Below are 26059 nucleotides of genomic sequence, written 5' to 3'. Positions count from 1 at the left end.
ACTGCTTGTTGAGATGGGGGAGGTCTTTACTTGACCTCGTTCAGATGCTCTTCCAAGCGGTCCCAAGTTTCAGTGATGCCTTGGAGCATGCCCATGTCCATGACGGTTTTGAGGGCATCCGCGGACACATATTCACCGCGATTGACCAGCTTCGTCTTGCCGCCAAGATCGATGAATTCCAGCGTGACCTCTGTAGATGGCAGGCTATCGTCTATTTTACCTTCCGCATCCGAGAAGTAATCGACGTAGACGATCTTCTCCGGCTCGACAATCTCTTTATAAACCCCTTTGCCCCAAGACTCCATGCCGAAAAAATCTCCTTGGTTCTGGTCGACACATTTCATGCAGTAATGCCAAATGCCTCCTGGCCTGAAATCGATGTTGCAAACAGGTACCTCCCAGCCTCTCGGTCCCCACCATTGCTTGAGATGCTCTGGCTCTTTAAACATACGGAACACGAGATCGCGAGGAGCATCGAATACGCGCTCCAGCACCAGCACCCGCTCATTCTCTACCCTTGAAACCATTGCATGGTTAGACATTGTAATTCCTCCTTATTCGTTTGAAGGATCTTGTGATTTTTCCTTGCTCTGCATCTCTCGCAAGTAATGGTCCAGATTATCGAATCTTTCTTCCATGACGCGCCGAAAGGACTTCACCCATGAATCAAGCGCTTGGAATGGTTCTGGCCGGAGCTTGTAAATCCTGCGGTTGGCTTCGGCTCGCACCTCCAAAATTCCGTTGTCGCTTAGAACCTTCAGATGCTTCGAGGCTTGTGGCTGGCGAAGCCCCAGCCGATCGGCGATTTCCCCCACGGTCAAGGGACCGTCGCGCAAGAGCTCGATAATCTTCATGCGATTCGGCTCGGCAAGTGCGCTCAGCGTCGTCATGTCCATGTCCGGATTTTTCTCTGCTATGTTGCTCACCTCATTAAGGGGTGGTCTTCGGAATAATCTCATCCTCCTTCATCACTATGGCCATCTCCCTGTTGATTTAAATATACACTACAGGGAATATTCCTGTAAAGGGATATTATAGAAAATGGTATCGTTTTTCCGTAAATGCTGTCGCTCCTTTAGAACGAAGGGAGGAAGGGGGGCCAGGTAAGTGAATCGTACGATTTTGAAGCAAATTGTGAAACTAATCCGGCGCTTTTTCGTAGGAGTTAGTAAAGAGCATAAAATATGGTGGAATTCTTGCAAATAGGAGTGAAATGAATTTGGAAGACGGTCCTGCGGAAGAGGGCGGCAGTACGCCCCATCTCAATAAAAAAGGAAGGTCCATCAATATCCATTACTATCTTCGGATCTAATTCATCCTCTGAAAAATGGCCATGCTGGGAAAATCATTACGGAGGATGAATCCATGTATATTGAAATCATTGTACTTCTCTTGCTCATTGTTCTGAATGCATTCTTTGCGGCATCTGAAATCGCATTGATATCGTTGAACGATAACAAGATGAAAAGTATGGCTGAATCGGGCCATCGCAAAGCTAAGCTGTTGCATAACCTGCTCTCTGAGCCGAGCCGTTTCTTGGCGACCATTCAGATTGGGATTACATTAGCGGGGTTTCTGGCCAGTGCGTTCGCTGCGGAACGATTTGCAGGAGAGTTGTCGGCCGTTCTGGCAACGGCAGGAATACCGCTTCCCCAAAACATTTTGGAGACGATTTCTCTATTTGCAATCACACTGATCCTGTCGTATTTTACCTTAGTCTTAGGCGAACTGGTCCCCAAGCGGGTAGCTATGCAGAAGGCGGAATCAATCGCCATGTTTGCAGCGGTTCCGTTAACCTTACTGTCTAAGATTACGGCTCCTTTCGTAAAGTTCCTCACCTTGTCCACGAATGTGCTCGTCCGTATGATGGGGATCGATCCGAATGCGAATAAGGAGCAAGTGACAGAGGAAGAGATTCGCATGATGGTAGACATTGGGGAAGAAAACGGAGCCATTGACGAAGATGAAAAGATGATGATCAACAACATCTTTGAATTTGACGACAAAGCGGTTTCCGATATTCTCACGCACCGGACCCAAGTTGTTTTTGTTTCGATTCACGCGACACTGCGAGAGATCACCGATCTTGCGCAGCTTGAAAAATACACCCGATTCCCGGTGTATGATGATGAAATAGACAATATCGTCGGGATCTTGCATACGAAGGACTTGATTCCCTATATCCATTCGGATGCTTCAGAATTTGACCTGAAGAAAATGTTGCACAAGCCGTATTTCGTTCCAGCATCCAAGCGAATCGACGTTTTGTTTAACAATTTACAGAAGGAAAAAGTTCATATGGCCATTGCCATCGATGAATATGGCGGTTTGGCAGGGATCGTTACGATTGAAGATTTGCTGGAAGAGATCGTAGGCAACATTTTCGACGAGCACGATGAAGAGGATAAAGACTTTGAGAGAATCGACGAGCGTACGTTACTCATGAAAGGCGATTTATCCTTGCGTACGATCCAGGATCTATTGAATGTAAGCCTGCCTTTGCGGGAGTTCGATACGTTAAGCGGTTTTATGGTTGGCCAGCTCGGGGCTATTCCCGATGCGGGAGAAAGGCCTGTTATCGAATATGATGGAGTGGTCTTTCAAGCCGAGGTCGTAAATGAAAAACGGATCGTAAAAGTGCGGGTCAGCTTGCCGGAGCGCCTTGAAGTGGGAGTAGCCGAATAAGATTGCAAGCGATTTGCACGGCGTAGCGCCAAGACATGTTGGAGGAGGGATGTTACCACCTATCGTGGAGCATCCCTCTTCTTTTACTCGTGATCAGATGCACAGGAAAGGGGGAAATTTACGTTTCTTTCTGGAAAGTTTTCTTTCCATTTGGAAATGAATCGTTCCGTTTTTCTTCGGTTGGTTGCAGATTCTCCTCCGTATCATCCTGCTTTTTCGGTTGGCATAAAGCATGCATGAAAGCGCTTTACAAACGAATCCATGAGGTGATTCTTGCATGAACAACAACCATGTGCTGAAAAGGGAGAAAAAGCAGGGGAGATCCACCACGGCCATCCATGCCGGCTATCATTCCGATCCGCAAACGGGATCATTAGCCACACCGATCTATCAAACCTCAACCTTTGTATTTTCCTCCACGGAAGAAGGAGCAAGGCGATTTGCGGGGGAAGAGGATGGCTACATCTATTCTCGACTGGGAAATCCGACCGTCACGGTCCTGGAGGATAAGATAGCCGCATTGGAAAAAGCGGAAGCAGGTCTCGCTTTTGCATCGGGCATGGCAGCCGTTTCAGCCGTTCTCATGGCTCTGGTGAGGACTGGCGATCACATTGTTGGTACCAAAGGGTTGTACGGATGCACCTACGGGTTGCTTCATTTCATGAAAGACCGGTTTCAAGTCCAATACTCGCTGTCTGACATGACCGATGAGGCTTCCATTCGCCAAAACCTTCAGCCGACGACTCGCGTGATTTATGTAGAAACACCGATCAATCCAACCATGGAGCTCGTCGACTTGAAGCTGGTCGCAAAAATTGCCAGAGAGATCGGTGCTTACGTCGTCGTAGACAACACGTTTATGTCCCCCTATTTGCAGCGGCCGATTGAGCATGGGTGTGACATTGTCATCCATAGCGCGACAAAATTCATCGGTGGGCACGGGGATGTCATTGCAGGTGTCGCTGCAGGGCCAAAGGCGATCATGGACACGATTCGCATGACCTCGCAAAAAGATATAGGGGGCATCATTGCACCCTTTGACGCTTACTTATTGATTCGAGGACTGAAGACGCTCGGTGTACGTATGGATCGCCATTGTGAAAACGGTCAGAGGGTGGCAGAGTTTTTACACCAACATCCAAAAGTGGCAAAGGTGCATTACCCCGGTCTGCCACAGTTTCCCCAATATGAATTGGCTCGCAATCAAATGGATGGCTTTGGTGGGCTGCTTTCCTTTGAGCTGAAAGGCGGGAAGGAAGCAGGAATTCGCATGATGAACAACGTGCAATTGTGCAAGCGAGCCGTCAGCCTGGGGGATGTTGACTCGCTCATTCAACACCCAGCCTCGATGACTCATTCTGTCATTCCAGCCGAGGAAAGGGAAAAAATGGGGATTACGGATGGATTGATACGCTTGTCTGTGGGGATTGAGGACATCGAAGATATTTTAGAGGATTTGGATTCCGCTCTTTCATTTGCATAAGCATTCGAGCCCGTGTGCATTTCGCACCGGGCTTTTCTTTGCTAAGATGGAAACAGAAATAGAGCGGGTGAGGGGGAAGTGCGTTGGTGGGGATTACCTTGGAGATCAAAGGCGTGAACCGGGTCGGAATCACCCATGAAGTCATTGCCTGTTTGGCTGCCAACCAGCTTGACATCATCGGAATGGAAGTAAAGCCTCATTATATTTATGTCAAAATCCCTCTGATACCTCCTGGAGAGATCCAGACGATCATAAAAAGGATCAAGCGGGTGGAGGGAATCGAGCAGGCAAAGACAATTCCATGTCTCCCAGCCGAAGAACGCGAAAATCGCATACATACGATTCTCACAACGGTATCAGAAGGTATTCTCTTGTTGGACGATCAATTACGGGTCACCACCGTTAATCGGGCCGCTCGGACCATGCTGAATATGGAGCCTGAACAGCTTTTGCATGACTCCATCGAAAAGCTGTGGGGGGACGGGTCGAGCGAGGTGAAACGCTGCCTGTACGAAGGCATCGAACTGCCAAGCGTCCAAGTCAGATTGTTAACCGGACACAAAAAATTCAAGACGTACATCTGCAGCTACCACCCCATTATCCCTGCTGAATATGGCGAACGACAAGGCGTCGTGATCGTGCTTCGGGACCATAAACAGATCCAGGAATTGCTCTTAACCGTTCAGAGAAATGAAATCTTTTCTTTTGATGAAATTGTTCAGCAAAGCACCAATATGAGGCAGTGCATTGAGACTGCCAAGCGTGTCGCCAAAAGTGAAGCGACCGTCTTCTTGCAAGGCGAAAGCGGCACGGGAAAAGAACTGTTTGCAAGAGCCATCCATTTTGAAAGCAATCGCTCGGCTGGCCCCTTCGTTCCGATCAATTGCGCCGCCATTCCAGATGCGTTGCTGGAAAGCGAGCTGTTTGGGTACGAAGAGGGGGCGTTTACAGGCGCGCTCAAAGGGGGAAAATCAGGACTGTTTGAGATTGCCGAGGGAGGCACTCTTTTCCTGGATGAGATTGGGGATATTCCCCTTCATTTGCAAGCAAAGCTCCTGCGCGTCTTGGAAGAGAGAAGGGTACGCAGAGTGGGGGAAGCAAAACCATTCCGATCGATCTTAGAATTATTGCAGCCACCAATCGAAATCTGGCAGACATGACGAGCAAAGGGCTGTTCCGAGAGGATTTGTATTATCGCCTGCACGTCATTCCCATCGTGATTCCCCCACTGCGAGAGCGCAAAAGTGACATCCCCATGCTGGCTCAATACTTCATTCAAAAAATATGCCGTGCGACAAATCAGGCGATGATCCCTCTCACGCACTCGGCCATACGTGCCCTGCAAGCCCATCATTGGCCAGGAAACGTACGTGAGCTGCAAAATGTAATGGAGCGAGCCGTATATCTTTGCCCAGGGAATGAAATTCAAGAGCAGAATTTGTACTTGGATATGCAGCAGGATTCATCAGGGAAGGATCTCCTGCCTCCCGTGCCGTCAACGAATCTTCTCAAGGAACAAATGGATGCCTATGAAAAAAACATCTTGAAGCGTGCCTTGAAAGAGCATACCTCCATCAGGCAAGCGGCGGCTTATTTGGGGATCAGCCATACGGCGGTTTTGCAAAAAAGGAAAAAGTATGGTCTGTAAATTCCAGTTGACCATGAAAAAACAGCGGCTGCCCTAGGATTTTAGTCGGCCGCTGTTTTTATATGTCAGGATCGCACAGCTCGTGCGGCATTCACTCGTCCATTCAGCCAGTAAGTACCTGTCCCAGGAATGGGATCAGAAGTCGTCTGGATGATGCTCTGGATCTGAGCGTTGGTTCTTCCCTGGGAGGCCAGGAGTGCAGCGACGCCGGCAACGTGGGGCGCAGCCATCGAAGTGCCGCTTAGGTAGGCGTAGTGATTCCCGGGGTAGGTCGATAAGATATTTTCCCCAGGTGCCGTTACATCCACCCAGCGGCCAAAGTTGGAGAATCCGGATTTCACGTCATTGGCGTTGGTAGATGCGACTGATAGGACATTTGGGTAATTGGCTGGATAGTTTGGCACGGATGACCCGTCATTGCCTGCAGCCGCTACGATGACGGAGCCTTTCCGCCAGGCATAATCGATTGCCGTTTGCAGGGTTGAAGCTGGTGCCGGAGAGCCCAGGCTGAGGTTGATTACTTGCGCTCCCTGCGAGGCGGCAAAGATGATTCCTCTCGCCACGTTCAGCAGATCACCACTCCCCGATTCATCCAATACTCGCACGGGTAAAATCGAAGCGATCGGACATACCCCGGCCATTCCATAAGCATTGTTGGTCACGGCGGTGGCGATACCTGCTACATGGGTTCCGTGACCGTTTCCATCCATGGGATTGGCGTCATTGTTTACGTAATCGTATCCTTGGATGACTTTGGATTGCAGCTCAGGATGATCCAGTTGTACACCTGTATCGACGACGGCAATTTTGACAGACGCGCTCCCTTGGGTCACATCCCATGCAGAAGGGGCTTGGATCCTTTGCGGGCCATATTGATAGCTTGTAAAGTAAGGGTCGTTCGAATTCGCAAATGCTTTGAAACGATAGTTGGGCTCTGCAAATTCGATTTCATCCAGATCCTGATAGTGCCTCCATATCTGCCGCATCTTGCGTTTGGAGGTGAGTTGATAGATGCCGAGCTCCAGGTCGCTACCAAGCTAAAAAAGGGCGACCGGGTCATCATCCCTTTCTCTCATTACATCCGGCAAGGTCGATCCGGGGGACGGGGCTGGTACCACCCGTGGAATGTATCCACAGCCAGCGAAGCCCACGGAATGTGCCCGTGGGTTTTTCGTTTAAACAGGAAGTGAAATGTCAATGATGATGGAAAATGAATGAGCAAGGAAAATTTGCTTGAGGAATCGGCGGTGGAAACATGCCATTTTCCAAATGGTTCAGCCAGAAAATCAATCAGACCTATGTCACAGCGCCCGATCAATTGAATCAAGAGCAGGCTGATCAAAAAATAAACGGAAATCTGGAGGATACGATATCGTATATCAATCGGATCTTCGGAGAAAACGCTGATTTTTCCATGCGGCGTTTTCATGTGTTCGGCCAGTATTCCGCCGTCATGTTTTATTACTCCAACATGATTGATCAGAACAACTTGAATACAGATATTTTAAAACCGTTGATGCTGACATCGCCCAAACGAAAGGGGAGGGAACTCAATCCTGATCGGTTAAAAGACGTCTTGATCAACGAAACCCTCTATCACAGTGAAGCAGTGCTGGAAAATCGGCTCTCCAAGCTTGTTGAAGGAATTTTGCGCGGTCAGACGATAGTAGCCGTTGAAGGCCTGGACGATGCTTTCCTGATCGGGACTCGCAATATTGAAAAGAGAAGCATCGACCAACCTGCGACCGAACAGGTGATCCGAGGTCCTCGCGAGGGTTTCATCGAGCTTTTGGGAACGAATATCGCCCTGCTTCGCTATCGATTGCAAACACCGGATCTTTGCGTCCGGACGCTGGAAATCGGCAGCAGAACCAAATCGAAAGTAGCGGTTTGCTTCATGCAAGGCATTGCAAATCCTGAACTCATCGAGGAAGTCATGCAACGGTTGTCCATCATCGACATAGATGCTGTGCTGGACTCTGGCTATTTGGAGCAGTTCATCGAAGACAATCATATATCCCCATTCCCGCAAGTCCAGTATACGGAGCGACCCGATAAAGTAGCAGCCAACTTGCTGGAAGGCAGAGTGGCCATACTTGTCGATGGATCTCCGTTAGCCCTGCTAGTTCCGACTGTGTTCAACCAGTTCTACCAGGCTGTGGAGGATTATACGGAGCGATTTCTCCTCATGAGTGCCATACGTTTGGCGCGGCTGGTGGCACTCATGTTCTCATTGGTATTTCCATCGCTTTATGTGGGGGTCATCTCGTTTAACCCAGAGCTGATTCCGACAGAGTTTGCCGTTGCTGTGGCGGGTGGAAGAGCCGGTGTACCGTTCCCGGCCGTGATCGAAGTCTTAGTCATCGAAATTTCGATGGAGGTTTTGCGAGAAGCGACCATTCGTTTGCCGCAGCAAGTAGGGGGGGCGCTGTCGATTGTGGGAGTGCTCGTCATTGGGCAAGCTGCGGTTGCTGCCGGATTTGCAAGTCCGATCACGGTCGTCATCATTGCGCTGACGACGATCGGGTCCTTTGCCACACCTGCCTACAATGCTGCGCTGGCACTCAGGCTTCTCCGTTTTCCGCTGATTGTGATGGCTGGCATCTTTGGCCTCTACGGAGTCGTGGTTGGGTTGATTCTTATTGTGAATCATCTCTTATCGCTGAAATCATTTGGTGTTCCTTATTTAAGTCCGTTGGTGCCAGGGAGCTTTCAGGGAATGAAGGACTTGTTCACGCGGGGACCGTTGTGGTCATTAAGAAAGAGACCTGTTTTCTTGAAGCCGCTGGATCAGACCAAATTGGACGAATCAATCGTCGAGAAACTGAAAGTCCCGAGCGATCATTTGAATACCTCTTCACGTTCTCAGGTGGGAAAGGGGGACATTACCGGTGAAGGTTCCTCAAAAGATAACGGTGATCCAGGCGGTGACTATATTAGTTAGTACGATCATTGGTGTGGGAGTCCTCCCCCTTCCGCTTTTTACCGTACGGACAGCGGGTTCGGGAGCGCCGTTTGTGACTCTGCTCGGAGTTTGTCTCGCTTTTGTCGGCTTATGGGTCATCACTCTGCTGGGCAAACGGTTTCCCAGTAAAACCATTATCCTCTACAGCGAGGAGATTATCGGAAAGTGGCTTGCCAGAATCGGCAGCTTCTTAGTGATCGCCTTTTTCGCCGTACTGACTTCCCTCACAGCACGTGAGTTCGGTGAAGTGGTTGTCACCTCGGTGCTCAAATCGACGCCAGTGGAAGTCACGGTGATTGTCATGCTGCTGTTGGCAACGATCTCCACCCGTAGTGATATTTTCACTTTTGCGTATTTCCATCAATTTTATTTTCCATTTCTGCTTTTTCCGGTCATTGTCATCGTATCGCTATCCCTGAAAAACGCGGAAATCATCAATCTACTGCCTGTTTGGGGCAATGAACAGAAGGATCTGATGATGGGGGTCTTTACGGTAGCCGCCTTGTTTCAGGGCTCATTCGTTCTGACCATGGTCATCCCCGCCATGCGAAATCCCGATCGAGTGATGAAGGCGAGCGTTTTGGCGATGCTGATAACGGGAGGGCTATATGTCACGATTGTTGTCGCGACGGTAGGCCTGTTTGGCGCAGAGGAAATCAAGAAGCTGCTCTGGCCCACACTTGAATTGGCTAAAGCCACATCCTTGCCTGCAAATATTTTGGAACGCTTGGACGCTGCCTTCCTGACCGTATGGGTGACGGCTGTGTTTACAACCTTGTTTTCCAGTTATTATTTGACGATTCATTCCATGAGCAAACTGTTCCGCTTACGCGATCATCGAATGTTTTCCTTTTTCCTCCTGCCATTTGTTTTTATCGTGGCAATGATCCCCCAAAACATCTTGCAAATGTACGACATCATTGAAAGCGTGAGCCGCACCGGTCTCGTCATTACGATTATTTATCCAGGTATTCTGTTGATCGTTGCTGTCATCCGCGGGAAAAGAGAGGATCGCAATGAAGATAAAGCAATGGATAAACCAAGCTAAGCTGGCCGCTGCCATCATGCTCATGCTCCCGTTCCTGGTCGGCTGCTGGGACCGCCTGGAAATAGAAGAACGCGCAGTCGTCTTGGGTATTTCCGTGGATGCGGCGGGACCGGAAGCGGAAAAGCAAGAGCGAGAGGTTTCTCATATTCGCGGCAAATTTCCAGTCCCGAAAAAAGAGATGATTCGCGTCGCAGCGCAAATCGGCTTGCCGGGGAGGATTCCGCTGGGTCCGGGGGAAGGCGGAGGACAGACAGGTGGAGGCGGGCAAAATACGGTCTGGGTGATCGAAGTGGTCGGTCACTCTATCGATGATGCCCTCATGAATTTGCAGCAGCAAATTTCGGGAAGGCTCTTCTTCGGGCATTTGCGCGTCATCGTGGTGTCAGAAGAAGTGGCGAAAAGAGGAATGGAGAATCTGAATGACTTTTTCAGGCGTAATTCGGAAGTGCGAAGAATGGCTTGGATAATGATCTCCAAAGGAAAAGCAGAACCAATCATGAAAGCGGCACCCAAATTGGAACGCGTGCCTTCCTTGTACCTGATGTCCACTCTGGACGAGGCAGTCCGAATGGGGAAATTCCCTGCTGATTACATCGGGTTGTTTTGGAGCGATTCTTCCAAGAAAGGGAAAGAAGCATACCTACCTTACATTGCGCTCATGAAAGAACAAAATGTAGAACTCGCGGGAATCGCCTATTTCAAGGGCGACAAGATGGTAGGTGTCACCAAGCCTTTTGAAATCGCTGCTTACATGGCGATCAAAGGGATGAATCCGGCAGGGTATCGAAGCTTTGTCCGGATCGATGACACGCAAAATGTGGTCAATCTGTATGCTACTTATCGGAGATCCAAAATCAACGTTGCCATCAAGGACGGTCGACCTCATTTCGTTGTGAAAGCATTCATCGAGGTCAACCTGGAAGAAAAAAGCAATGAAAGAGATACCTTTATCACACCTGCCCTCATCGAGAAGTTGGAACGCCAAGATGAACAGGCAGCCACAAAATTTTATAAAAGCCTGATTGCGAAAACGCAAGAGAAAGGCTCTGACATTTTTGGCTTCGGCGAGTATGTGCGAGGAAAGGAGCCTCGTTTTTGGAATCAGCAGGTGAAAAGCAAAGAAAGATGGCAAGAAATGTACAAAGATAGTACGGTCGATGTTCAGGTAAACATCGAAATCAGACGGGTTGGCATGAAGGCGAGATAGGTATTGGAAAGGAAAGGATGGGAGAGTGCTGTATGATTGCTGGAGGTAGCATCGGATTTTTCGTTTACGTCATCCCCTTGCTGCTATTGACGGGATTGATTCTGCTGCGAGTGGACGTTAAAAAGTACTCGATGGTGGGAATGCAGAAGGAAAAGGGAGTGAGCCAGTTTCTTGGCTGGTTCAACATCATCTTGGGATTGGTGATTTTCATCGGGAATTGGGTACTTCAAAATTGGTGATCGCCTGCCCCTTTTGTTGGTTCATGAGTGGAAGGCTTCTCTCTAGGACAAGCTAATTTGGGAAGTGGAGAGTCTGCCAATGAGGGGGAATCGCAGCATGCAATGGTATGAGCGTCTCAACGATTACTTTCCTGAACACGAGATGAAAGATTTCGGGCAGTTTCAGGCCTTGATAAAGGATAAAGACGTGTATCACAAAGAGGAAACAGAGGACTACCTTTTGCTGTACGCGGAATTCCCGACCTTTCTCTTTATCGATTATTTGCTGATCAATCCCAATACGAGAGGACAAGGCATCGGGTCAAAGGTATTGAACAAGCTCAAGGAAAAAGGGAAAACCATCCTTTTGGAAGTAGAGCCTGTCGATCACGAGGATGAAGATACGGTGAGAAGAGCCCGTTTTTACCACAAAAACGGCTTTGTGAAAGCAGACCGGATCGAATACAAGCGAGAGGATCACACCGGCGAGCCGTATGAGATGAAAGTCTACTACTGGAGCCCGGGTGATGTGCCTCAAAAGGAAATTCTCGAAAACATGGCCAAGGCCTGCGAGGAAATTCACAATTTCCGCTCGCATCGCTTTTATGGCAGGGAAGTGGCGAATCCAGATGAAGTGTTGACGTGGAAGCATTGATCGTGCATACCAGCGCATGTACCTTTGCGGCAAGTAGTCTGATGGAAAAGGAACTTGACTTGAGCGAAAATAACTTGCCCACACCAAATGATGTGGGCATTAGACTTTTACTGAACAATGGTTAAATCAGGTGCGAGTAATTCTTTTCGATCGAGATCAAAGATCGTATTCGGTTTGTTTTTGAGGGTTTTATCCAGAAAAGACAGGATTACACGATTGGTCATTGCATGGATCTGTTCAGGCTTTGCTTTTGCAGGGGGCAAAGCAGCGTAAGGTGACCCGACTAAATATGGCTGCAACAACGGCATATCCGTAAAGTTCATATGAGTGGCCCCTGCGATAACGATTTCGTAAGCGGGCCCAGCTACTGCCTGTTTGTATCTGCTGCCAAAAACTTTGAATGATTCTTTGAGATCCTTGACCGTCTTTTCATCTAGTCCAGGCGGAAGGGGTTGTTCCACCTCTCCTTTAAATATCTTTTGATTATCTTCGGTTACTAGAAAGGTGAATGGCTTGGTCATGTTACCTGCTTCATCTAAAAGTCCCACAAAGGCACCATCCATGTTCATTGCAGCTTTAATCCTTGGTTCGACTTGTAAGGCCCGAGCTGCAGCCGCTCCTCCAAACGAATGTCCGATCGCAGCAATCTTGTCTAAATCGAGCTTATTCCCAAAGTTACGTTTCTGGTCCGTCTTGTTCAACACATCAAGCTGGTTCAGAACAAACTGGATGTCCTTTACCCATACTTGATTGATGTCAGCATCCATTTCGTTGAGATTGGGGATCCCGGTTACATTTTTTGGTGCAATGGGAGTAAAGTGTCCGTCTTCGAATTCAGTGCCAAAGCTGAAATGAGTATGCTCGATACCAAACACGATATACCCTTGGCTCGCTAGTTCACGAGTAATCGATTGGTAATTCCAGATGCTCACACCTAGACCATGCGAGAACAAGACAATCGGGTATTTCTTCATTTTATTGGACAGTAAGCCATTTTTAAAAGTGTGAGTGTTGATCTGGTTGATATCCGCGAATGCCTTCCCCATTCCCCTACTTTTTATCATCTTGCCGATTCCTTCTGCCGTTGCCGGAATATACGGTTGGGTTTGCAGTCCGATGCTGCTGTCTATTGGATACCAAGCTTGGATCTTCAGTTTTCTGTGATCGTTAGGCTCCGCAGTCAGTGAATCCTCCCTAGCTGGATCCACCCAATCAAAGGTTGCCGTTCCCACCTGATACGAACCCGTCATTTTTGGCAAAGCATCCTTGGAATCAACCGTTATCATGGTATGGAGTGTTTGCTCAGCGGCTGCATGGCTTACTTGAGCGGTGGCTGTCAATGCGCTTGTGAATATCGCGAGCGTGGTGATCGTGCTCGCAAGGACTAACTTCATCATGGGAGTTCCTCCAATTCATTTATTTCTGCCGGTAGGATATACAGTAAACCGACTGTATGAACTCAATATGAATTGCAGCCAACGGTTTATTGAGGGCAACCGCTCAAGCTTCTATCGCGAAACTGACCGCCTTCCCCATCGAATCGGTTGTTTGTTATCACGGCGGATTATACAGAGAAAATGTCAGGAATCGGATTACTGAGCTCGCAACGGGAGATACATAGAATCCCTCCAAAAATTACAATGCCATAAGGGCCTGAACAATTTCTCTGTTCAGGCTGCTATTCTTATTTCCAATCAAGGCGTTTGAACCTATAATGTTACTTGGGAATATCCTAAACCCTATGGTATAATTTTGTCGCCAAAACAAGTCTAAGGAGTATGGATCATGGAAAAAAAGCTCATTTTCGGTCATAAAAATCCTGATACGGATTCCATTTGTTCTGCACTGGTATACGCGGATCTGAAAACCAGGCTGGGGGCGAACGTAGAGCCTGTTCGCCTCGGTGTTGTCAGCAGCGAGACCCAGTTCGTACTGGACTACTTCAAAGTAGCAGCACCTCGCCAGGTGGAGACCGTAGCGAATGAAGTAAACGAAGTCATCCTCGTTGACCACAACGAGCGCCAGCAAAGCGTGAGCGACATCGAGCAAGTGCGAGTGGTCGAAGTAATCGACCACCACCGCATCGCCAACTTCGAAACAAGCAATCCACTCTACTTCCGTGCAGAGCCAGTTGGCTGCACCACGACAATCCTGAAAAAGCTGTACAAGGAAAACGGCGTGGAGATTCCAAAGGACATCGCGGGCCTGATGCTGTCTGCGATCATCTCCGATACCCTTCTCCTGAAGTCCCCGACTTGCACCGAACAAGACGTGAAGGCAGCTCATGAGCTGGCTGAAATCGCTGGTGTGAAACTGGAAGAGTACGGTCTGGAAATGCTGAAGGCAGGCGCAGATCTGAGCGATAAAACCATTGCCGAGCTGTTGTCCCTGGATGCGAAAGAATTCCAAATGGGCAACGCAAAAGTGGAAATCGCCCAAGTAAATGCGGTGGACGTAAACGATGTGTTGGATCGCCAGGCAGAGCTGGAAGCCGCTATCTCCGCTATCGTAGCGCAGAAGGGTCTCGATCTGTTCGTATTCGTCGTGACGGACATCCTGAACAACGATTCTGTGGCGGTTGCGATCGGAACTGCGACGCAAGCCGTTGAAAAAGCGTACAACGTGACGTTGGTGGATAACAAAGCTGTCCTCAAAGGCGTCGTGTCCCGCAAAAAGCAAATCGTACCGATCCTGACAGACACCTTTGCGAGCCTGTAAGGACCAATAGATCATGGTGAAAAACTGCCGAGCAAAAGAGTCGGCAGTTTTTTTGTTGGGTGCATGAGAGCAGTCTCGTCCAGTGTGGGAGGAGTTTGGATTCATCTGCGAGAAGACTTAGGGGAGGAAATGATTGACAGTGGAAAAGGAGGAAAAGCCATGAAAGCAATCAAGGAAGAGTACGGGCGCGGATACACGATGCTTCGAGATGCCATTGAGGGCTTGAGCGAGGAGGAGATTCGTTTTAAGCCCGCTTTGGGCAAATGGAGCATTCATGAAATTATCATCCATGTGGCGGATTCCGAGATCTTGTCCACGCATCGGCTGAGAAAAGTGCTGGCTGAGCACGAGCCGCTGCTGATTTCATTTGACCAGGACGCGTGGGTAGACGAACTGGGGTATGATCGTTTGGATCGTGAACAGCATTTGCTCTTGTTTCAAACACTGCGTGCCAGCATGCAGCCCATTTTGGAGCATCTGACCAGCGAGCAAGCTGAGCGAGTGGGGGTCTATGCAGATGCGGGGCGTTTCACCTTTGCGCAATTGCTGGAGTACCGGGTCGAGCACGTTCGTGATCATCTCGCCCAGATTGAGCGGGTGAAGGAAGCGTACCGGCAGTACATGGCCAGGTAGCTTCAATCGTTTCTTCTGCGGGAAGAGTTTGTGAAGGAGATTGTATATGGCATGTGAATCCAATAAATCCATTCCGGAAAGGCTACCTGATGGTGTTCATCGAAAGGGTAGCCTTTTCGTTTTGGGAACCTATGGATCCGCTCCTATGGCAAATGCCCACTTTTCCATTTAATAAAAATGGAAAATCAGCCGATATGAGTAAAGTAGGAAATTACCGTGGCTTGAGGCTGTGCTATTTTTGCCTCAATTGCATCAGGAGGAAGCAGAGTGAAAGTAGCATCACGCGCAGTAGCATACGTTTGTCTGTTTTCATTATTTTTCCTTGTAACGGGTTTTTCTTCACCTGAGAAAGAAACGAGAAAAGCAACCTGGTTGTGGCACACAAATCTGATCGCCTCTGAGCAGGAAGAGATTCTGACGTTTAGTAGGGAACAGGGAGTGAACCTGCTTTATTTGAGGATCGACATGACCCAAAAGCCTGCCTACTATCAGTCCTTCATTCGGGAAGCACGTCGAAACGGAGTGCAGGTGCATGCATTGGCCGGGAGTCCGACCTGGGGATTGAAGGACAATCAGAACAGGGTTCTCGCGATGGTGGATTGGGTACACACCTACAATCAAAGGGTATCGGCAGATGAGAAATTCAGTGGTGTGCATCTGGACATTGAGCCGTACCTGCTCCCGGAATGGAAAGCGGATCCTGAATCGGTCATTCGCCAATGGGGGGAAAATGCAGAAGCGTACCTCGATCTTGTCCACCAGGATCCTGCGCTTGAGGTCGGCTGTGACATTCCTTTCTGGCTCGACAAATATGCGATGCCGAAGCTCCCAAACACCGCATTCAGCCAGTGGCTCATCTCCCAGCACGACCATGTGGCCATCATGTCCTACCGTGACCAAGCGGAAGGTCCAAACAGTATTTCCTCCCTCGTCCCGCAGGAGCTCGGCTGGGCCGATGAGCTGGGGAAAAAAATCTTGCTCGGCGTGGAAACCAAGCAAAGCGGTGAAGGCAATTACGTTTCCTTTTACGAAGAAGGAACACAGTACATGAATCAAGAAATCGACAAGCTTTCAGAGCTGATGGCAAACCACTCCTCCTACGGTGGTATTGCCGTACATTCCTACGAGTACTGGAAAGTCCTGCGTGATTAGGAAAGCGAGAACTTCATGCAAGCCAATGAGCGGAGAGATCTCCGCTCTATTTTTTTGAGATGGATTCATGGAGGAATGACTCGCGATTTCGATAAAAGCGAGGATCATAGATGCCCAGCGTTTCTTCGTTATCGATGACGACGACAAAGGGCGCCCATTCATAGAGAGCCTGTGCTTTTGGATTGCCGTGGAAAAGCGAGTAAAGATTGGCATGATCCTGTCTTTTTTGCCCCGTACAGCGCCAATCCAAACAAGGTATGCGTAATCGAATCCATGCCTGTTTCCCTTTCTGTTTCATTCTTCCAAATCAGGAGTTTTTTCCCTTGTTTTCCAAAGAGAGAGTAGATAATAATTAAAATATGGAAAATATTGATAATTGTATGGGAGGTTTCTTATGAAAGGAAAGATTCCTGTAATCCTCGCCCTTCTCGTCTCCTTGGCTAGTCCTGCAGCTGCAGCGACCGCCGCACCCAAGATTACCGTCGAGGAAGAAGGCAGGCTGATTGACACGACTTCATCGCCAGTGATCATGCACAACAATCAGCCATACGTATCCCTTCAGCTTTTGGCGCAGTCGCTCGGATACGAAGTGAAATGGGATGCGAAAAATGCAACCTACCATCTGTCTGTAGCGAATGCCAAGTATCCGTTGATCCTAAACGAATCCGCTCAATTTGTATCGGTTGAGCCGAAGTATAACATCATGACGTCACTGGATAGCAGCAGGCTGCTGGGAGGCATCAATCTAGACTTTGTCTACGTGATCGAAAAGGATCTTCCAAGGGAGCCAGTTCTCGTCGTAGAAATGTTGAACAAAGATCAGACCGTACTGGCGAGCTCGACCAAGCTCCTGAAAAAGACGAAAGGTACCTTTAAAGACTACATTCTCGGTGATTCCATCCGCCTTCCCTACCCGGTTCAGACTAATCGAGAACAGGTGACGAAGCTGATGTCGGAAGATTATACATATCGGATCAAGATTAAATAAATGCCCTGCGAAAAATGCACCCTCCATTTGGGTGCATTTGTTTTTTCTGCCGGGAGTCCGGCTTATTCTTCTCGCTTTTCCAGAAAGGTCACGCTGCTGATCAGCTGATTTCTCACCTCATAGATGGCAACAGCCTGAAAGGGTTCCCGCTGATCACGGCCGCTCACTTCTTCCAGATCGATCACAAATGGGCCAAAGGTGATGCGATTGACGAGTTTGGCATGATTGTCAGGGTTGGCTGCGAACATTTTTGCGTACCTTTCGCGCAATGCCTCAGCACCGCGGACAAGCACGTTTCCGCTCGGATGCTCCGTGATGAGAACATCGGGTGTATAGGTGGAGACAAAACCGTCTATATCCTGCTGGTTATAGTAATCTAACTGAAGCTGCACGATTTTCTCCGGGGAATGCTTTTCGGTCATGGGTCTTCCTCCTAGGGGATTCGTGATCGATGTGTGGGAGCGTATTTGAAAGTTTTGGTCAACTTCCATCGTAGCAGAAGATGGGAAAGACGTTCAATTAGCAAGCTAACGAACTGACCTCATGAAAGTATCGAAAACTGCCCCTTTTAGAGGGGCAGTAAATCATTAAGATGAAAGTAGCGGTTATACAAGGGAGGACTTATCTGATGGCATTGGAAATGAGAACGAGTTGTGAAAGATGTGAAAAGCATCTCGAGATGGATCAGGCTGCATTCATCTGCAGTTACGAGTGCACGTTTTGCCCGACATGTACAAATGAAATGGAAGGGATTTGTCCCAACTGCGGCGGCGAGCTAGTCAGCAGACCAAAGAGGATCAAAACCATTCGTTAAAGGAAGAAACGAGGGATCGTGTTGAACCAAGATTCTACGAAATCTGCTTTTCGCCAGACGCTTTCGTTGCCGCAGATTGTGGCGCTCTACATTGGTGCGGTAGTCGGATCGGGAATTCTGCTCATTCCGGGACTGACGGCTGATATAGCTGGTCCGGCGTCCATCGTGGCTTGGCTGGTCATGTCCATCCTGGTGATCCCGATGGCCATTACGATGGGGTTGTTATCTGCACGACATCCGCATTCTGGTGGCGTTTCCCATTTTGTCAGGCTCGCCTTTGGGGATCGCTTCGGGAATGCGGTCGGCTGGTTTTTTCTTCTGGCTGTGCCGATTGGTGGTCCGATCTTGGCTGTAACCGGGGCCAAGTATTTCGCCATTTTGATGAACTGGGGAGAAGTTCAGACCATTGCGGTTGCGGCACTCATCTTTTTCATCGTGCTCGGTATGAATGTGTTTGGCCTGCATGTGGCTGGCAAGGTGCAGACCGTAGTCGTTTCGCTCATCATGGCCATCATCTTGCTTGCAATTGGCACTGCAATCCCTCACTTCGACGCGAAGAACTTTTCCCCATTCATGCCGAACGGTTGGCTCAGTGTCATGCAGACAGCGGTTTTGCTTTTTTGGTGCTTTATCGGATGGGAAGCGGTCACGCATCTTTCGCAGGAATTCGTCAATCCGCAGAAAAATGCCATTCGCGGGGTCTTGTGGAGTGCAGGTGTCGTGGCTTTGCTTTACTTTGGCGTAGCGTTTCTGACTGTCGGCACACACAGCTACGGACAGCAGATATCGGGGGCATCCCTCAGCGTCATGGTACAGCTAACGTTAGGCCCGATCGGGGGCTGGATCGTCGCTGTAACAGCTCTATTTATCTGCATTGCGTCTGCCAATGCGTACGTGAGTGCTGCTTCCCGTATCGCATATGCCTTGTCACAGGAGGGGATCGCCCCGAAATGGTTTGGGCTCCTGCATCCGCGATACCAAACCCCGATAGGCGGCCTCGCTTTTATCACCATTTCGTTCATCGTGGTGCTTTATGTCCTGGCAAGCGGGCTGATTTCATTTTCCCAGTTGATTCAACTGCCGAACGCTACCTTTTTTGCCACCTATATCGGAGGGTGCCTGGCAGGTGTTCGGCTGCTGCGTGATTCGCGGTTGGGGCATCTGTGCGCGTGGATTTCCTTGGTCGTTTCGCTAGGGCTGTATCCCTTCCTCGGCTGGTCGGGTTTGTACCCGGTGGGAATTCTCGTCCTTGTAAACGTGTGGGAGTGGAAAAAACGGCGAATGAGCCTGAGAGCGCCTACAACCTAAAACGAACCAAAGACTCATTCCCGGCACTGGGTATGAGTCTTTTTCTGCCTGCCCAACACTACTGGTAGAGGAAAATAAATGCATTGACATTGACGGTCCGTAAATGTGTACGATGAATTCGTCAGGAGGGATGACCATGGAATATACAGTGCAAAAACTGGGGCTCCTGGCGGGTGTCAGCACCCGGACGCTCCGATACTACGACGAGATCGGGATTCTCAAGCCGGCGAGGATCAATTCGTCTGGGTATCGCATCTACGGACAGCCAGAGGTCGATCGCTTGCAGCAAATCCTTTTTTACCGAGAGCTGGGTGTGAGCTTGGAGGAAATCAAGGAAATCATCACGTCACCGACCTTTGACGCCGAAGCGGCACTGCGGGAGCATCGGAAAAAGCTCCTGGAAAAACGAGCGCAGCTGGATGCCTTGATCGCCAATGTCGATCAGACGCTAGCGCAAAGAGAGGGGAAACAATCTATGAGTGACAAGCAAAAATTCGAAGGTTTCAAGCAAAAGCTGATAGACGAGAACGAAAAGCTGTACGGCGAGGAGATTCGCTCCAAATACGGAGACGAGCAAGTCAACCGATCGAATGAGAAGCTCAAAGGGATGTCAGAGGAGGAATACGCGAAGGTCAAAGAGCTGGAGAAGGCGATCCACGCGACACTGGCCAAAGCTTTTGAATCAAAAGATCCTGCCGGGGAGCTGGCGCAAAAGGCTGTCGAGCTGCATCGCGAGTGGCTTTGCTTTTATTGGCCGGAGTATAGCAAGGAAGCGCACTTGGGGCTCGCTCAAATGTACGTAGATGACCCGCGCTTCACCGCTTACTATGACAAGGATCAACCGGGAGTGGCTGCTTTTCTGAAGGAGGCTGTCGCGGTGTATGCAGGGAAGGAGTAAGGGGGAGAGGCTGCTATCCATTGATAGCGGCCTTTCACTTTTTCAGCGTGCTGCGAAGGGATTCGATCGCCGTTTTCAGATGGGGCGCATTCCGATTTTTGATCAAATAGGCCAGGTACAATTGATTGTGGACTTGGCAGGTACTGTAAATGGTTTTGGCCTTGCCTGCCTGCAAGGATTCCGCCAGCATAAAAGTCGGCAGGAGACTGAGACCTGCACCGTGTTCGATCGCGCTGAGTATGGCGTGCAAATCCGGCAGGACGTGCGCTAGCTGCAATTGGGGGCGTTTTTGAAAATACTCACGCCAATACCTGCGAATGATGGGAAGCTCCAATCCATAACTGATCCAAGGCTGGGAGGACAGCCATGATTCCCACTTCCTGGGATCGTCAAAGGCAGGCTCGGGAAAGTCGTGGGGAGCCACAATGACGAAATCCTCTTGCAGGTAGGGGAGGTACTCGACACCCGGAGCCGACAGTTTTTGCGAGGTAACAATCACATCCACCTTTTCTTCCAGGAGCAGATCGAGAAGGACGGATGCGATCCCGTAATGGGCCACGACACGCATCGGAAAATCCACCACGTAGGGTGCGATCATTTCGCGGAAAAACTCGTGTGCAGCCCCGATTTTTACTACGGGAAGGGAAGGCGAGGACAATGTTTTGAAGCTTTGCGTCGTCTCTTCTAAACCTTCAATGAGTGGGACTACACGGGTATAGAGCTCTTTTCCTCTCTCGGTAGGGACCATTTTTCGCGGGGTTCGGGAAAACAACGGTTCCCCGACTTCTGCTTCGAGAGCAGCAAGGTGCTGACTCATGGCGGGCTGGGTCATCATCCGCGTCTTGGCTGCCTCTGAAACAGAGCCGTGCTTGTAAATGCTGATAAAGCTCCGAAACCATTCAAAATCCATTTTCATAGCTCCTCTCAAGCGAACGTAGATCTGATAGGTAAGAAGGGACAAGCGTGATGCTTGCCCCTCGATTTCATGCGCGGAGCTTTTGCTTTTGTTGATGCGCGCCCCACAGGGTAAACAGAATGCCGATGACGGTCACCAGAGAAGCGACCCAAGGAACCGCGGGAAGGCCGCCGCCGATTCCAGCATCAATGACGACACCTCCGATATAGGCTCCCATCGCGTTTCCGAGATTAAAGGCGGCAATATTGAGCGTGGAGGCGAGGGTAGGAGCTTCCTTTGCCATATTCAGCATGTGGAGCTGCAACCCTGGCACCGTACCGAAAGCCGCAACACCCAAAATGAATATCGTAATCAGTGCCAGCATCTTATTTTGGTCCGTCAAGCTGAAAAGGGCAAGCACCACAGCAAGCAGGAGCAGAATGCCGAGCAGGGAAGGCAACAAGGAGCGATCGGCGAGCTTTCCTCCATAAATATTTCCCAATGTGATCCCCACGCCGAACAACACAAGGATGTAAGAGACCGAGCCGGGTGAAAAGCCCGTAATATCGACTAATATGGGCGCAATGTAGGTAAAGGCAGTAAATACTCCTCCAAAGCCGAACACGGTCATCAATAAGGCTACATGCACAGTAGGACGGCGCAGCACACCGAGCTCTTGGTTCAGACTGGAGGATGCGGATTTGACCTTGGGGACGAGTACGATAATTCCAATCAAAGCGATGATCCCGATCACGGTAATGAGCCAAAATGTAGAACGCCAACCGTAAGCCTGGCCGAAAAAGGTCCCGATAGGCACACCCAGAATGTTCGCCAAGGTCAGTCCTGTAAACATAATCGCAATGGCGCCAGCGCGCTTTTCTTTCGGGACCAGCTGCGACGCGATGACGGAGCCTACGCCAAAAAAGGATCCGTGGGTAAGGGCTGCTAAAATACGGGCAAGCATCAGGACTGAATAGTTCGGTGCGAGGGCTGCAAGAGCGTTTCCCGCTATGAAAATCACCATGAGCAGGAGCAGGAGCGCCTTTCGCGGCAGACGATGGGTGGCAATCGTAATGAATGGAGCCCCTATTGCTACTCCCAGCGCGTAGCCGGTAATCAGCAGCCCGACCATCGGGATGGATACCTGCAGATTGGCGGCTACTTCGGGAAGCAAGCCCATGATGATGAATTCGGTCATTCCAATGGCAAAAGCTCCGAGTGTGAGGGCGTACAAGGCAATCGTTGATCGTTTTGAGGAAGCTGCTGCATCGTCAGCGCGATGAGCGACGCTGCCAGTATTCATGACAATACCTCCTAGGATATGGGTGCCGGGGCAGGGGTGGCCAGGTAAGCTGGAATGAAAACCGAGGCCATTCCATTCAAAATGGCCTCGGAAGCTGCTTTTCTAAATGATTCCCTGTTAGCTGCCCAATTTTTCAATGACGGCTTTCGTCACGGCAACGGTAGACTGCGGATTTTGTCCCGTGATGAGGTTGCCGTCCACTTCGCAATGCTCGGACCAGTTGGGTGCTGCGACAAAAATAGCTCCGAGTTCCCGCAATCTCCTTTCCAGCAAAAACGGAAGGGAAGAGCCGAGTCCGGTTTCTGCCTCTTCTCGGTCGGTAAAGGCATTTACACGTTTGCCCGCAACGAGCGGCTGACCACTGGACAGAGTCGCGCCGACAAGTCCGGCAGGCCCGTGGCAGACTGCCGCAACAATTTTGCCAGCTTCAAAGAATTCCCGCAGCAATTCCTGCAGCTTTGCGTTTTCTGGCAGATCAAACATGGTTCCGTGCCCGCCAGGCAAGAATATCGCATTAAAATGAGTTGCATTTAAATCCTGCAGCTTGAGCGTGCTTTCCAGGTACGCGGCTGCGTCCAGGGTTTCCTTTGGGGTATTGTCATCCACGCTTCCCGGATCGATGGGGCCTTTTCCCCCGAGCGGGCTTGCTACGGTTACTTCATATCCTGCTGCAGTGAAACCAAGATAGGCTTCCGCAAATTCGGATAGCCAGATACCCGTCTGCTTTCCTTCGTGAATGTCAGTGTGATTCGTAACGATCATCAAGATTTTTTTCGCCATCTATTTAGCCTCCCGTGAATGTATGATTTGTCACACTGGCTATTCTAAGGTCGACTTTCCCATAAAACAAATTATGTTTTCATGATGTATTCATAAATATATTTATGGATTGGAGGCAAAGAAAAAGCCGCCCTTGCTGTGAGGGCAGCTTTTGGGAGTTCAGCGTGTTTGCGTGCCATACCGCACCAGCACGTGCCAGATCTGCTTCAGATGCTGCCACGTTTCTTCAGGTGTGCCCCAGTCATTCCAGCTGTCCGGATGATGAGAAAAGTCGGCGGCCGCTTTGCCGATCGTGGCGGCATCCAGCACACCGGATGATGAACCGTACTGTTGATCCACTCTCGCTGCGAGAGGCGGCATCGCTGGCCCTCGAAAGTCTACGGGCACCTCTCGCACGGGGAGAGCAAAGCCCGGATGCCAAATGAGCTCGATTCCGTAGCGGTTACACAGCTGCTGGAGCAAACTCTCCATGTCCGTGTCCCGGTAGGATGGATCTGCAAACAACGCCTCGACATCTGTACGGAGGTCGATATCCCCGTGGATTTGGGCTTCGATATAATCGTCCAATGCGCGGCCGACTCGGTGATTTGCCTCTTGAAAATCCTTTGTCCGTGGAGTTAGCAGCTGATGGACCACAGCAGGTACATCCATGTTCGGTGAGCCGAGCGCTTCTTTACCGGTATCGGCGCTGTGCAGTAGAGCAGCAAGAATAGCGTCGAAAGAATCCAGCGTCCCGAAATGCTCCGGTCCGGTATGGCTGTCGCCAAAAGTGAACGTGCAACGCTGCAGCAGTTCAGGTCGCAGCTGAATATAGCAAGAGCCAAATCGCGGGGACGCGCCATCCGCATAATTCATGAGGTTGAGAGCACCGTATTTGGGCCGTTCCTTCCCCCTGTCGGTCGATGACTGGTAGGCGCCCCCGAATAATTTCTCCTCCCAGCGATCACGATCTCCACCGGGAAAGGCGGTACGGCTACCGTTGGTGACGCCGGTCTCAAATTGGCTTTGATAGCTGCCAGCCGCGAAAAGCCCCTCTACCACGGAGATGCCGCCGGGAAGGATTCGGTCTGGATGAAAGTTGAGTGTGACACGAGCATGCTGTCGGATGTTTGCCAGCAAATCCTCCACCGTCGCAAAGTCGACTCCAGCATGTTGAAGGATGGAAGCTGCTTGTTCACGCATTCGCTTTTGCAGCTCCACGGATTGAGTGTGGACAAACTGCAAGGCGAAAGTCTGTGCGGCCGTTAATGATTTCGGTGAGCGTAGCTGCTGTGATTGATGGACGAATGGATCCACGGTTCATCCTCCTCATTTGTCTTCCAAGCGATTTTTATCCATTGTAGTACATCCCTTTTGCCAAGAAAATCTTGATTTGAAAAAACAGGAAAAGGACAACCGCTAGGCTAAATAGACTAGGAGAATAAGTCGGACACCCGAGGAGTGAATCTATGATGAGGCTCAAAGGGAGTAACGCGGTGATCACCGGTGTCAGCCATAAAAAAGGCATTGGTGCAGCAATTGCCCGTGCATTTGCCGCGGAAGGAGCGAATATTTTTTTCACCCATTGGCAGGCAGAGCCGGACTGGGCTTTGGGTTTTCAAAAGGAAATAGAAGAATATGGGGTTCGATGTGCAGGGATGTCATTTGACTTGGCCGACCCGGCAGTACCTGTGCAATTGCTAGACGCAGCTGCTGAACAAATCGGCGAGCCGACCATCCTGGTGAACAACGCGGCCTATTCGACGCGCGACGGCTATGAGCTGTTGGATGCGGATATGTTGGATGCCCATTACGCCGTCAATGTGAGAGCGACCTGCCTTCTGAGTGTGGTATTCGCCCGGCGCCTCAGTCAGGCCGATCTGAAAAAAGGGAGGATCATCAACCTCACTTCTGGTCAGGGACAAGGGCCTATGATAGGCGAATTGGCGTATGTGGCGAGCAAAGGGGCGATTTCGGCTTTTACCCTGTCGTTGTCTGCCGAGGTGGCTCCACTGGGAATCACGGTGAATGCGATTAACCCCGGCCCTACCGATACAGGCTGGATGTCACCCGAGCTGGAAGAGCGGCTCTTCCCTCAATTTTTGCTGGGTCGCATGGGACAGCCAGAGGATGCAGCGCGCTTGGCAGTCTTTTTAGCCAGCGAAGAAGGCGGGTGGATCACGGGACAAGTCATCAATTCAGAGGGAGGATTTTTGCGCAGGTAAGTGACATGAATCAGGAGGGGAGTAAGCGAATATGGAGAAGAAAGCAGTAGGACAAACGGCATCGGTGGGAGTTCAAATCGGAGTGCGAAGAACGCTTTCGCTCTCACCAGAAGATGCCTGGAACAGTCTGATGTCAGAGTCGGGATTGCGACTATGGCTGGGAACGCTCGCCACTGTTTCGATCGAACCTAAGCATTGTTTTGAATCGGCGGAAGGAATTTCGGGTGAGTTGCGCATTGTGAAGCCGTTTCAGCAAATACGTTTGACGTGGAAAAAGAAAGAGTGGCAAAAGCCAAGCACCTTGCAGATACGCTTTTTGAGCAAAACAGCGGGCAAAACGACGATCAGCTTTCACCAAGAGAATCTGAGTGATCTGCGAGTGCGGGAAGAAATGAAGATGCATTGGGAAGCGGTCCTGGAAAAAATAAAAGAAAAGCATGCGTGATGAGCGCATGCC

General features: G+C 50.0%; 26 protein-coding genes and 2 pseudogenes. 18 read left to right on the top strand and 10 right to left on the bottom strand.

Annotated elements, in window-relative coordinates; genetic code table 11:
- Positions 1-26: 26 nt before the first annotated feature.
- Both JNE38_RS20150 and JNE38_RS20145 read right to left on the bottom strand, forming a co-directional pair.
- Positions 27-542, bottom strand: coding sequence for an SRPBCC family protein (locus tag JNE38_RS20150; protein WP_203352950.1), 516 nt, complete (start codon positions 540-542; stop codon positions 27-29).
- A gap of 12 nt (positions 543-554) precedes the next feature.
- The gene (locus tag JNE38_RS20145) at positions 555-896 is read right to left on the bottom strand and encodes an ArsR/SmtB family transcription factor (RefSeq protein ID WP_428993668.1); all 342 of its coding nucleotides are present in this window, start codon (positions 894-896) and stop codon (positions 555-557) included.
- A gap of 469 nt (positions 897-1365) precedes the next feature.
- On the opposite strand from JNE38_RS20145, the gene JNE38_RS20140 reads away from it, so the two are divergent.
- From JNE38_RS20140 to JNE38_RS20125, 4 genes and pseudogenes are all read left to right on the top strand, one after another.
- The gene (locus tag JNE38_RS20140; RefSeq protein WP_203352949.1) at positions 1366-2685 is read left to right on the top strand and encodes a hemolysin family protein; all 1320 of its coding nucleotides are present in this window, start codon (positions 1366-1368) and stop codon (positions 2683-2685) included.
- A 277-nt stretch (positions 2686-2962) separates the two neighbouring features.
- A complete protein-coding gene (gene megL, locus JNE38_RS20135) occupies positions 2963-4168 on the top strand; it encodes a methionine gamma-lyase (protein WP_203352948.1) in 1206 nt (401 codons plus the stop codon).
- 182 nt (positions 4169-4350) lie between these two features.
- Positions 4351-5324: pseudogene (locus JNE38_RS20130) on the top strand (sigma 54-interacting transcriptional regulator); the annotation flags it as partial.
- Positions 5325-5816, top strand: coding sequence for a sigma-54-dependent Fis family transcriptional regulator (locus tag JNE38_RS20125; RefSeq protein ID WP_203352946.1), 492 nt, complete (start codon positions 5325-5327; stop codon positions 5814-5816). It abuts the pseudogene before it with no gap.
- A 65-nt stretch (positions 5817-5881) separates the two neighbouring features.
- Here JNE38_RS20125 and JNE38_RS20120 read toward each other — a convergent pair.
- Positions 5882-6760 (bottom strand): annotated as a pseudogene (locus JNE38_RS20120) (S8 family peptidase); the annotation flags it as partial.
- Between the two features lie 311 nt (positions 6761-7071).
- Here JNE38_RS20120 and JNE38_RS20115 point away from each other — a divergent pair.
- The 5 genes from JNE38_RS20115 (at position 7072) to JNE38_RS20095 (ending at position 11909) form a co-directional block, all read left to right on the top strand.
- Entirely contained in the window at positions 7072-8760 is a 1689-nt protein-coding gene (locus tag JNE38_RS20115) for a spore germination protein (RefSeq protein WP_203352944.1), read from the top strand.
- Positions 8708-9829 (top strand): GerAB/ArcD/ProY family transporter, encoded by a 1122-nt coding sequence (locus tag JNE38_RS20110; protein ID WP_203352943.1) that lies wholly within the window; start codon positions 8708-8710, stop codon positions 9827-9829. Before JNE38_RS20115 ends, JNE38_RS20110 begins: the two co-directional genes overlap by 53 nt.
- Entirely contained in the window at positions 9798-11036 is a 1239-nt protein-coding gene (locus JNE38_RS20105; protein WP_203352942.1) for a Ger(x)C family spore germination protein, read from the top strand. Before JNE38_RS20110 ends, JNE38_RS20105 begins: the two co-directional genes overlap by 32 nt.
- 32 nt (positions 11037-11068) lie before the next feature.
- A complete protein-coding gene (locus JNE38_RS20100; protein WP_203352941.1) occupies positions 11069-11275 on the top strand; it encodes a CLC_0170 family protein in 207 nt (68 codons plus the stop codon).
- Between the two features lie 97 nt (positions 11276-11372).
- Positions 11373-11909, top strand: coding sequence for a GNAT family N-acetyltransferase (locus JNE38_RS20095; RefSeq protein WP_203352940.1), 537 nt, complete (start codon positions 11373-11375; stop codon positions 11907-11909).
- A 107-nt stretch (positions 11910-12016) separates the two neighbouring features.
- Here JNE38_RS20095 and JNE38_RS20090 read toward each other — a convergent pair whose 3' ends face one another.
- Positions 12017-13306 carry an alpha/beta hydrolase family protein gene (locus JNE38_RS20090; protein WP_203352939.1) on the bottom strand — a complete coding sequence of 430 codons (1290 nt, stop codon included), beginning with the start codon at positions 13304-13306 and terminating at the stop codon, positions 12017-12019.
- Positions 13307-13694: 388 nt separating this feature from the next.
- On the opposite strand from JNE38_RS20090, the gene JNE38_RS20085 reads away from it, so the two are divergent.
- The 3 genes from JNE38_RS20085 to JNE38_RS20075 all read left to right on the top strand — a co-directional run bounded on the left by JNE38_RS20085 (position 13695) and on the right by JNE38_RS20075 (position 16412).
- Entirely contained in the window at positions 13695-14627 is a 933-nt protein-coding gene (locus tag JNE38_RS20085; protein ID WP_203352938.1) for a manganese-dependent inorganic pyrophosphatase, read from the top strand.
- A gap of 159 nt (positions 14628-14786) precedes the next feature.
- Positions 14787-15260 (top strand): DinB family protein, encoded by a 474-nt coding sequence (locus JNE38_RS20080; protein ID WP_203352937.1) that lies wholly within the window; start codon positions 14787-14789, stop codon positions 15258-15260.
- A gap of 267 nt (positions 15261-15527) precedes the next feature.
- Complete coding sequence (locus tag JNE38_RS20075) at positions 15528-16412, top strand: hypothetical protein (protein ID WP_203352936.1); 885 nt, start codon at positions 15528-15530, stop codon at positions 16410-16412.
- A gap of 46 nt (positions 16413-16458) precedes the next feature.
- Here JNE38_RS20075 and JNE38_RS20070 read toward each other — a convergent pair whose 3' ends face one another.
- The gene (locus JNE38_RS20070) at positions 16459-16710 is read right to left on the bottom strand and encodes a hypothetical protein (protein WP_203352935.1); all 252 of its coding nucleotides are present in this window, start codon (positions 16708-16710) and stop codon (positions 16459-16461) included.
- Positions 16711-16806: 96 nt separating this feature from the next.
- On the opposite strand from JNE38_RS20070, the gene JNE38_RS20065 reads away from it, so the two are divergent.
- A complete protein-coding gene (locus tag JNE38_RS20065; protein ID WP_203352934.1) occupies positions 16807-17400 on the top strand; it encodes a stalk domain-containing protein in 594 nt (197 codons plus the stop codon).
- A 62-nt stretch (positions 17401-17462) separates the two neighbouring features.
- Here JNE38_RS20065 and JNE38_RS20060 read toward each other — a convergent pair whose 3' ends face one another.
- Complete coding sequence (locus JNE38_RS20060) at positions 17463-17822, bottom strand: nuclear transport factor 2 family protein (protein WP_203352933.1); 360 nt, start codon at positions 17820-17822, stop codon at positions 17463-17465.
- Positions 17823-18028: 206 nt separating this feature from the next.
- Between JNE38_RS20060 and JNE38_RS20055 the strand changes: the two genes are divergently transcribed.
- The 3 genes from JNE38_RS20055 (at position 18029) to JNE38_RS20045 (ending at position 20420) form a co-directional block, all read left to right on the top strand.
- Entirely contained in the window at positions 18029-18214 is a 186-nt protein-coding gene (locus JNE38_RS20055) for a DUF1272 domain-containing protein (protein WP_203352932.1), read from the top strand.
- An 18-nt stretch (positions 18215-18232) separates the two neighbouring features.
- Positions 18233-19522, top strand: coding sequence for an APC family permease (locus tag JNE38_RS20050; protein WP_428993667.1), 1290 nt, complete (start codon positions 18233-18235; stop codon positions 19520-19522).
- A gap of 136 nt (positions 19523-19658) precedes the next feature.
- On the top strand, positions 19659-20420 hold the full coding sequence (locus JNE38_RS20045) for a MerR family transcriptional regulator (protein ID WP_203352930.1): 762 nt from the start codon (positions 19659-19661) through the stop codon (positions 20418-20420).
- A 34-nt stretch (positions 20421-20454) separates the two neighbouring features.
- Here JNE38_RS20045 and JNE38_RS20040 read toward each other — a convergent pair whose 3' ends face one another.
- From JNE38_RS20040 to JNE38_RS20025, 4 genes are all read right to left on the bottom strand, one after another.
- The gene (locus JNE38_RS20040) at positions 20455-21330 is read right to left on the bottom strand and encodes a LysR family transcriptional regulator (RefSeq protein WP_203352929.1); all 876 of its coding nucleotides are present in this window, start codon (positions 21328-21330) and stop codon (positions 20455-20457) included.
- A gap of 73 nt (positions 21331-21403) precedes the next feature.
- Positions 21404-22618, bottom strand: a complete 1215-nt coding sequence (locus JNE38_RS20035) for an MFS transporter (protein ID WP_203352928.1) — start codon at positions 22616-22618, stop codon at positions 21404-21406.
- A gap of 117 nt (positions 22619-22735) precedes the next feature.
- Complete coding sequence (locus tag JNE38_RS20030) at positions 22736-23398, bottom strand: type 1 glutamine amidotransferase domain-containing protein (RefSeq protein ID WP_203352927.1); 663 nt, start codon at positions 23396-23398, stop codon at positions 22736-22738.
- 159 nt (positions 23399-23557) lie between these two features.
- On the bottom strand, positions 23558-24694 hold the full coding sequence (locus JNE38_RS20025; RefSeq protein ID WP_238933387.1) for a DUF3626 domain-containing protein: 1137 nt from the start codon (positions 24692-24694) through the stop codon (positions 23558-23560).
- Positions 24695-24846: 152 nt separating this feature from the next.
- Here JNE38_RS20025 and JNE38_RS20020 point away from each other — a divergent pair, with 152 nt between their 5' ends.
- Both JNE38_RS20020 and JNE38_RS20015 read left to right on the top strand, forming a co-directional pair.
- Positions 24847-25602 carry an SDR family oxidoreductase gene (locus tag JNE38_RS20020; RefSeq protein WP_428993666.1) on the top strand — a complete coding sequence of 252 codons (756 nt, stop codon included), beginning with the start codon at positions 24847-24849 and terminating at the stop codon, positions 25600-25602.
- A gap of 31 nt (positions 25603-25633) precedes the next feature.
- Positions 25634-26047, top strand: coding sequence for an SRPBCC family protein (locus JNE38_RS20015; RefSeq protein WP_203352926.1), 414 nt, complete (start codon positions 25634-25636; stop codon positions 26045-26047).
- Positions 26048-26059: the final 12 nt, after the last annotated feature.

Origin of the sequence: Brevibacillus choshinensis, from assembly GCF_016811915.1 — a bacterium.
GTDB lineage: Bacteria > Bacillota > Bacilli > Brevibacillales > Brevibacillaceae > Brevibacillus > Brevibacillus choshinensis_A.
This window is presented reverse-complemented; position numbering and strand designations above follow the sequence as displayed.

What these genes read in the sequence shown, in the direction of transcription:
- JNE38_RS20030 (WP_203352927.1), bottom strand. Translation starts at nt 23,398, where the DNA reads ATGGCGAAAAAAATCTTGATGATCGTTACGAATCACACTGACATTCAC.
- JNE38_RS20055 (WP_203352932.1), top strand. Translation starts at nt 18,029, where the DNA reads ATGGCATTGGAAATGAGAACGAGTTGTGAAAGATGTGAAAAGCATCTC.
- megL (WP_203352948.1), top strand. Translation starts at nt 2,963, where the DNA reads ATGAACAACAACCATGTGCTGAAAAGGGAGAAAAAGCAGGGGAGATCC.
- JNE38_RS20140 (WP_203352949.1), top strand. Translation starts at nt 1,366, where the DNA reads ATGTATATTGAAATCATTGTACTTCTCTTGCTCATTGTTCTGAATGCA.
- JNE38_RS20145 (WP_428993668.1), bottom strand. Translation starts at nt 896, where the DNA reads ATGGACATGACGACGCTGAGCGCACTTGCCGAGCCGAATCGCATGAAG.
- JNE38_RS20070 (WP_203352935.1), bottom strand. Translation starts at nt 16,710, where the DNA reads ATGAAACAGAAAGGGAAACAGGCATGGATTCGATTACGCATACCTTGT.
- JNE38_RS20015 (WP_203352926.1), top strand. Translation starts at nt 25,634, where the DNA reads ATGGAGAAGAAAGCAGTAGGACAAACGGCATCGGTGGGAGTTCAAATC.
- JNE38_RS20085 (WP_203352938.1), top strand. Translation starts at nt 13,695, where the DNA reads ATGGAAAAAAAGCTCATTTTCGGTCATAAAAATCCTGATACGGATTCC.
- JNE38_RS20080 (WP_203352937.1), top strand. Translation starts at nt 14,787, where the DNA reads ATGAAAGCAATCAAGGAAGAGTACGGGCGCGGATACACGATGCTTCGA.
- JNE38_RS20060 (WP_203352933.1), bottom strand. Translation starts at nt 17,822, where the DNA reads ATGACCGAAAAGCATTCCCCGGAGAAAATCGTGCAGCTTCAGTTAGAT.
- JNE38_RS20100 (WP_203352941.1), top strand. Translation starts at nt 11,069, where the DNA reads ATGATTGCTGGAGGTAGCATCGGATTTTTCGTTTACGTCATCCCCTTG.
- JNE38_RS20090 (WP_203352939.1), bottom strand. Translation starts at nt 13,306, where the DNA reads ATGATGAAGTTAGTCCTTGCGAGCACGATCACCACGCTCGCGATATTC.
- JNE38_RS20035 (WP_203352928.1), bottom strand. Translation starts at nt 22,618, where the DNA reads ATGAATACTGGCAGCGTCGCTCATCGCGCTGACGATGCAGCAGCTTCC.
- JNE38_RS20125 (WP_203352946.1), top strand. Translation starts at nt 5,325, where the DNA reads ATGACGAGCAAAGGGCTGTTCCGAGAGGATTTGTATTATCGCCTGCAC.
- JNE38_RS20105 (WP_203352942.1), top strand. Translation starts at nt 9,798, where the DNA reads ATGAAGATAAAGCAATGGATAAACCAAGCTAAGCTGGCCGCTGCCATC.
- JNE38_RS20040 (WP_203352929.1), bottom strand. Translation starts at nt 21,330, where the DNA reads ATGGATTTTGAATGGTTTCGGAGCTTTATCAGCATTTACAAGCACGGC.
- JNE38_RS20150 (WP_203352950.1), bottom strand. Translation starts at nt 542, where the DNA reads ATGTCTAACCATGCAATGGTTTCAAGGGTAGAGAATGAGCGGGTGCTG.
- JNE38_RS20045 (WP_203352930.1), top strand. Translation starts at nt 19,659, where the DNA reads ATGGAATATACAGTGCAAAAACTGGGGCTCCTGGCGGGTGTCAGCACC.
- JNE38_RS20065 (WP_203352934.1), top strand. Translation starts at nt 16,807, where the DNA reads ATGAAAGGAAAGATTCCTGTAATCCTCGCCCTTCTCGTCTCCTTGGCT.
- JNE38_RS20095 (WP_203352940.1), top strand. Translation starts at nt 11,373, where the DNA reads ATGCAATGGTATGAGCGTCTCAACGATTACTTTCCTGAACACGAGATG.
- JNE38_RS20115 (WP_203352944.1), top strand. Translation starts at nt 7,072, where the DNA reads ATGCCATTTTCCAAATGGTTCAGCCAGAAAATCAATCAGACCTATGTC.
- JNE38_RS20020 (WP_428993666.1), top strand. Translation starts at nt 24,847, where the DNA reads ATGATGAGGCTCAAAGGGAGTAACGCGGTGATCACCGGTGTCAGCCAT.